This is a genomic window from Caulobacter sp. B11 (genome assembly GCF_002737765.1).
Classification (GTDB): domain Bacteria; phylum Pseudomonadota; class Alphaproteobacteria; order Caulobacterales; family Caulobacteraceae; genus Caulobacter.
Genome location: NZ_PEGG01000122.1, coordinates 1 through 5,195, shown reverse-complemented (window position 1 = coordinate 5,195; position 5,195 = coordinate 1). Strand labels below are relative to the sequence as shown.

Genomic DNA, 5,195 nt, shown 5'->3' with positions numbered 1-5,195 from the left:
GCGGAGCTTGCTCGGAACGGACAAGGCGGCGCATTCCTTGCCCGGGACTCAGCCGGTTGCTTCAGTGAGATATGCGCGGGCGCAGTCGATAGGCCCCGTGATCGAAACTCTCAAAGATCAGCGCGGCTTGCGGATGGCCGACGGGCTCGCCGGTTTCATCGGCCAGCAGGTTCTGCTCGGAGACATAGGCCACGTAGGTGTTCTCGTCGTTCTCGGCCAGCAGATGGTAGAACGGCTGCTCCTTGGTGGGGCGGATATCCTCCGGAATCGAGTTCCACCATTCGTCGGTGTTGGCGAACACCGGATCGACGTCAAAGATCACGCCGCGGAACGGGAAGATCCGGTGCTTGACCACTTGGCCGATCGCGAATTTGGCGTTTCTCGAGTTCATGATCGAGACGATAGGCTGAGTCTCCTGACTGAATCCTGAACGAAACCGTCCGGATCACGCGCAAGTTAGGCGGGGTTGCGGGGATGGCGAGCGGATGCCTTTCGGCGCGCGAATCTCGTTGCTATGGTCGTTGTTGAAGTGGGGCGGTTCGTTGCGAGTCGCCCGCGAGACAAGGTGGAAAGACCATGTCGGAAGCGCCGAGCGCGCCCGGCGCGCCCCTCCAGGCGACTGGAGCGGGCGGCGTCGGTCGTCGGGCGAGCAGCCGTGTTATGCGGCGCTTGACCTGGGGACCAATAATTGTCGGCTGCTGGTGGCCACGCCGTCGCCGCGCGGCTTTCGCGTGGTCGAGGCCTATTCCCGTATCGTGCGGCTCGGCGAGGGCCTGTCCCAGACGGGCCGGCTGTCCGAAGAGGCCATGGACCGCTCCATGGCGGCGCTGAAGGTCTGCGCGGAAAAGGTGCGGCGTCGCAAGGTTCTGCGGGTCAAGGCCGTCGCCACCCAGGCTTGTCGGGGGGCCGAGAACGGCGGTGAATTCGTGCAGCGGGTGGCCGACGAGACCGGACTGCGGCTGCAGATCATCACCCCCAAGGAAGAAGCCCAACTGTCGGTGGCCGGATGCATGAGTCTTTTCGACCGCGAGGCCGAGGCGGCCCTTGTGGTGGATGTCGGCGGCGGTTCGACGGAGTTGTCGTGGGTGGACCTGCAGGCCGGCGGGCTGGACTCCAAGCCGCGGCAGTTCGCCGCTTGGCGGCTTCCGATCAAGGCCTGGCTGTCGATCCCGATCGGCGTCGTCACCCTGGCCGAGCGGTTCCCCGAGGGCGAGCGCGCTGACCAAGCCTGGTTTCGGTCCATGGTCGAGGCGGTCAAGACCCAGATCGCCGCCTTTCCGCACGCCGAGTCGCTCCGCGAGACCTTCGCCGCCGATCGCGCCCATATGGTCGGCACCTCCGGCGCGATCACCAGCCTGGCCGGTCTGCACCTGGGCTTGCCCCGCTATGACCGCAACGTCGTCGATGGCCTGTGGATGCGGCGCGTGGATTGTGAGGCGGCGGCCGACCGTCTGCTGAAGCTGACCGCCAGAGAGCGGGCCCTGGAGCCCTGTATTGGCGCCGATCGCGCGGATCTGGTCCTGGCCGGCGCGGCGATCTTGCAGGCGGTTCAGGAGCTTTGGCCCTGTTCTCGCGTGCGTGTGGCCGACAGGGGGCTTAGAGAGGGACTTCTGATGTCCTTGATGTCCGACCAGCAGAAGAAACCGCGCCGTCGGCGGCGCGGCGGCGCCGGTCGGGCCCGCCCCGAGACGGTGACCCTATGAACGATGAACCTCCGCGTAAGCGCATGGTCAAGCCGCCGATTGGCGGCGACGCCGGTGGGCGGGCCAAGCCCGCGCGTCTGAAGACCGCCTATGGCCGTACGCCCTCGCAGCAGGCCTGGCTGGAGCGTCAGATCAATGATCCGTTCTCGGCCAAGGCCCGGGCCTTGGGCTATCGCAGCCGCGCGGCCTTCAAGATCAGCGAGATCGACGACAAACACCACTTCTTCAAGAAGGGCGCCCGAGTCATCGACCTGGGCTGCGCGCCCGGCGGCTGGCTGCAGATGGCCACCGAGCGGGGCGTCACCGATATCGTCGGCGTCGATCTCCTGCCGGTCGACCCCGTCGCCCCGGCCCACATCCTCGAGATGGATTTCACCGACCCAGCCTGTCCGCCAATGATGCTGGACCTGCTGGGCGGCGCGCCTGACCTTGTGATGTCCGACATGGCCCCCAACACCGTGGGTCACCGGGAGACCGACCACCTTCGCATCGTCGGCCTGATCGAGATCGGCGCCGAGTTCGCCATCGAGGTGCTCAAGCCCGGCGGCGCCTTCGTGGCCAAGGCCTTCCAGGGCGGCGAGACGGCTGACGTCATCGCCCGGCTGAAGAAGAACTTCGAGAAGGTCGTCCATTTCAAGCCCAAGGCCAGCCGCGCCGATAGTTCGGAGGTCTTCCTGGTGGCGACGGGGTTCAAGGGGCGGTGACCCGGCCTGTGGGGGGCATTGAAGGTCTGGTCTCAAGGCCGTTCCGCAACCTCGCGCTCTCGATCGCCTTCGTCCTGCTGGTTGGCGCGTGCGCAATCATTGCCTATGGCGCTGCGGGGTGGCGGTTCGGCGACGCCCTCTACATGGTCACCCTGACCATCTTCACGGTCGGTTATGGCGAGGTTCGCGCGATTGACACCGACTACTTGCGCCTCGTCACCATGGCCACGATGGTGTTCGGATGCACCGGGGTCATCATCGTCACCGGCTCGCTGGTGCAGGCCCTGACCCAGACTCAACTCGAGCAGTTTTTCGGTAAGCGCGTGGAAAAGACCATCGAACGGCTGGAAGGCCACGTCATCATCTGTGGCTTCGGTCGGATCGGCATGATGCTGGCCAGCGAGCTGGCCGCGGCCGGTTCAAAGCTCGTGATCATCGAGCGCGACGAAGCGCGCGCCCAGCACGCCCTCGAGCTCGGGCATCTCTGCCGACAGGGCGACGCGACCGACGAAGGCATGCTGAAGGCGGTGCATATCGAGCGCGCCAAGGTCATGGCCACGGTGCTGGCGGATGACGCGGCCAATGTGTTCATCACGCTGTCGGCGCGCAGCCTCAGTCCAAAGCTCCATATCATCGCCCGCGGCGAGCGACCCTCCACCGAGGGCAAGCTGCTGCAGGCCGGCGCCAACCGTGTGGTCTTGCCCACCCATATCGGGGCGGAGCGGATCGCCGAGCTGATCCTGTTTCCCGAGATGGCTCAGATCTTCCGCGGCGAGCAGGCGGGCGCGACCCTGGACAAGGCTCTCGACCGTCTCGGCCTCGATCTCGAGATCCTGGTGGTGCCGCGTGATCTGGAGCGCGGCGTCCTGACCGCCGGCGAGATCGAGCGTCGCGCCGGGGCCGCCTTCCTGCTCCAGATCAACCGGCCGGACGGCACCGTGATCGCCAAGCCCGCCGCTGACCATCCCATCGAGGCCGGAGACGGTCTGGTGCTGCTGTCCAAGCTGGGCCGCGGCGCGCTCGACGGCCTTTTTGGCGACGCGATGTCGGGCCCGGCCTAGTTCCCCTATCGCGAAGCGCCTTGAGCGGCTCGACAAACCCGGGGGGCGCCGCTATACGCGGCTCGCAAAATGGAGACTCCAATGGAGATTCGCGAAGGGCTCACCTTCGACGACGTTTTGCTCGAACCCGGTCCGTCAGACGTCATGCCGACCCAGGTGACGACCGAGACCAAGTTTACGCGTGAAATCAGTCTGAACATCCCGCTCGTGTCCGCCGCGATGGACACGGTGACCGAAAGCCGGCTAGCCATCGCCATGGCCCAGGCCGGCGGCATGGGCATTTTGCACCGCAATATGACGGTCGACGAGCAGGCCGACCATGTGCGCGAAGTGAAGCGCTACGAAAGCGGCATGGTCATCAATCCTTTGACCATTCACCCCGACACCACCCTGGCCGAGGTTCGCGAGATCACGGCCCGTCGCAAGATCTCGGGTTTCCCGGTGGTCGAGCGCGGCAGCGGCAAGCTGGTCGGCATCCTGACCAATCGCGACATGCGCTTCGAGGGCGACGACAAGGTCCCGGCCTCGGCGATCATGACGCGAGAAAACCTGATCACGGTGCGCGAGGGCGTCGATCCGCGCGAAGCCCGCGAGCTACTGCGCAAGCACAAGATCGAGCGTCTGATCGTCGTCGACGACGGCTATCACGCCGTCGGCCTGATCACCGTCAAGGATATCGAGAAGGCCCAGGCTCACCCCCTGGCCGCCAAGGACGACAAGGGCCGACTGCTGGTCGGCGCGGCCTCGACCGTCGGCGACGCCGGCTTCGAACGCTCAATGGGTCTGGTGGACGCCGGTGTCGACGTCGTCGTCATCGACACCGCCCATGGCCACTCCAGCCAGGTGGCCCAAGCCGTCAGCCGCCTGAAGCGCGAGGCCAATCGCGTCCAGATCGTCGCCGGTAACATCGCCACCTATGACGCCGCCCGCGCCCTGATCGACGCCGGCGCCGACGCGGTGAAGGTCGGTATCGGCCCCGGCTCGATCTGCACCACCCGCATCGTCGCGGGCGTGGGCGTGCCACAGCTGACCGCGATCATGGAGGCCGTCCGCGCCGCTCGTGAGAGCGGCACGCCGGTCATCGCCGACGGTGGCATCAAATATTCCGGCGACCTGGCCAAGGCCATCGCGGCCGGGGCCAGCACGGCCATGATGGGCTCGATGTTCGCCGGCACCGAAGAGGCGCCCGGCGAGGTGTTCCTGTACCAGGGCCGTTCTTACAAGAGCTATCGCGGCATGGGCTCGGTGGGGGCCATGGCGCGCGGTTCGGCCGACCGCTATTTCCAGAAGGACATCACCGACAGCTTCAAGCTGGTGCCGGAGGGCATCGAAGGTCAGACCCCGTTCAAGGGGCCGATCGCCCCGGTCCTGCACCAGTTGGTCGGCGGCCTTCGGGCGGCCATGGGCTATGTCGGCGCGCCGACCATCCCGGAACTGCAGAGGCGCGCGCGCTTTGTGCGGATCACCGGGGCCGGGCTGCGCGAAAGCCACGTCCACGACGTCATGATCACCCGCGAAGCGCCCAACTATCCGAGCGCCGTCTGATGCAGATGGCGTTCGAGCTGAAGATGCTGGCGGCGGCGACGGTCCTGGGCCTGATCCAACTGCTCTGGGCGGCCGCGGCCGCCCAGCCGCAGCGGGGCCTGAAGTGGAATGTCGGACCGCGCGACACGCCGGTGGTGCTGACCGGCATGGCCGCCCGGCTCGAGCGCGCCGCCGCCAATTTC

4 protein-coding genes and 2 pseudogenes are annotated in these 5,195 nt (G+C 66.7%); 5 read left to right on the top strand and 1 reads right to left on the bottom strand.

Going from position 1 to position 5,195, the window contains the following annotated elements:
• Window positions 1–61: 61 nt before the first annotated feature.
• On the bottom strand, window positions 62–391 hold the full coding sequence (gene hspQ, locus CSW58_RS06430) for a heat shock protein HspQ (RefSeq protein WP_099446731.1): 330 nt from the start codon (window positions 389–391) through the stop codon (window positions 62–64).
• 185 nt (window positions 392–576) lie between these two features.
• On the opposite strand from hspQ, the pseudogene CSW58_RS06425 reads away from it, so the two are divergent.
• The 5 genes and pseudogenes from CSW58_RS06425 to CSW58_RS06405 form a co-directional block, all read left to right on the top strand.
• Window positions 577–1,703 (top strand): annotated as a pseudogene (locus CSW58_RS06425) (Ppx/GppA phosphatase family protein).
• The gene (locus CSW58_RS06420; protein WP_099446730.1) at window positions 1,700–2,407 is read left to right on the top strand and encodes an RlmE family RNA methyltransferase; all 708 of its coding nucleotides are present in this window, start codon (window positions 1,700–1,702) and stop codon (window positions 2,405–2,407) included. The pseudogene CSW58_RS06425 and the gene CSW58_RS06420 overlap by 4 nt, the downstream one beginning before the upstream one ends.
• An 8-nt stretch (window positions 2,408–2,415) precedes the next feature.
• Window positions 2,416–3,468 (top strand): TrkA family potassium uptake protein, encoded by a 1,053-nt coding sequence (locus CSW58_RS06415; RefSeq protein WP_236627685.1) that lies wholly within the window; start codon window positions 2,416–2,418, stop codon window positions 3,466–3,468.
• 81 nt (window positions 3,469–3,549) lie between these two features.
• Window positions 3,550–5,013: an IMP dehydrogenase gene (guaB, locus tag CSW58_RS06410; RefSeq protein WP_099446728.1), complete on the top strand. Its 1,464-nt coding sequence runs from the start codon at window positions 3,550–3,552 to the stop codon at window positions 5,011–5,013.
• A pseudogene (locus CSW58_RS06405) lies at window positions 5,013–5,195 on the top strand (hypothetical protein); the annotation flags it as partial. The gene guaB and the pseudogene CSW58_RS06405, both read left to right, overlap by 1 nt.

Coding starts and splice junctions, on each gene's coding strand:
- CSW58_RS06420 (WP_099446730.1), top strand. CDS start 1,700: ATGAACGATGAACCTCCGCGTAAGCGCATGGTCAAGCCGCCGATTGGC.
- guaB (WP_099446728.1), top strand. CDS start 3,550: ATGGAGATTCGCGAAGGGCTCACCTTCGACGACGTTTTGCTCGAACCC.
- hspQ (WP_099446731.1), bottom strand. CDS start 391: ATGAACTCGAGAAACGCCAAATTCGCGATCGGCCAAGTGGTCAAGCAC.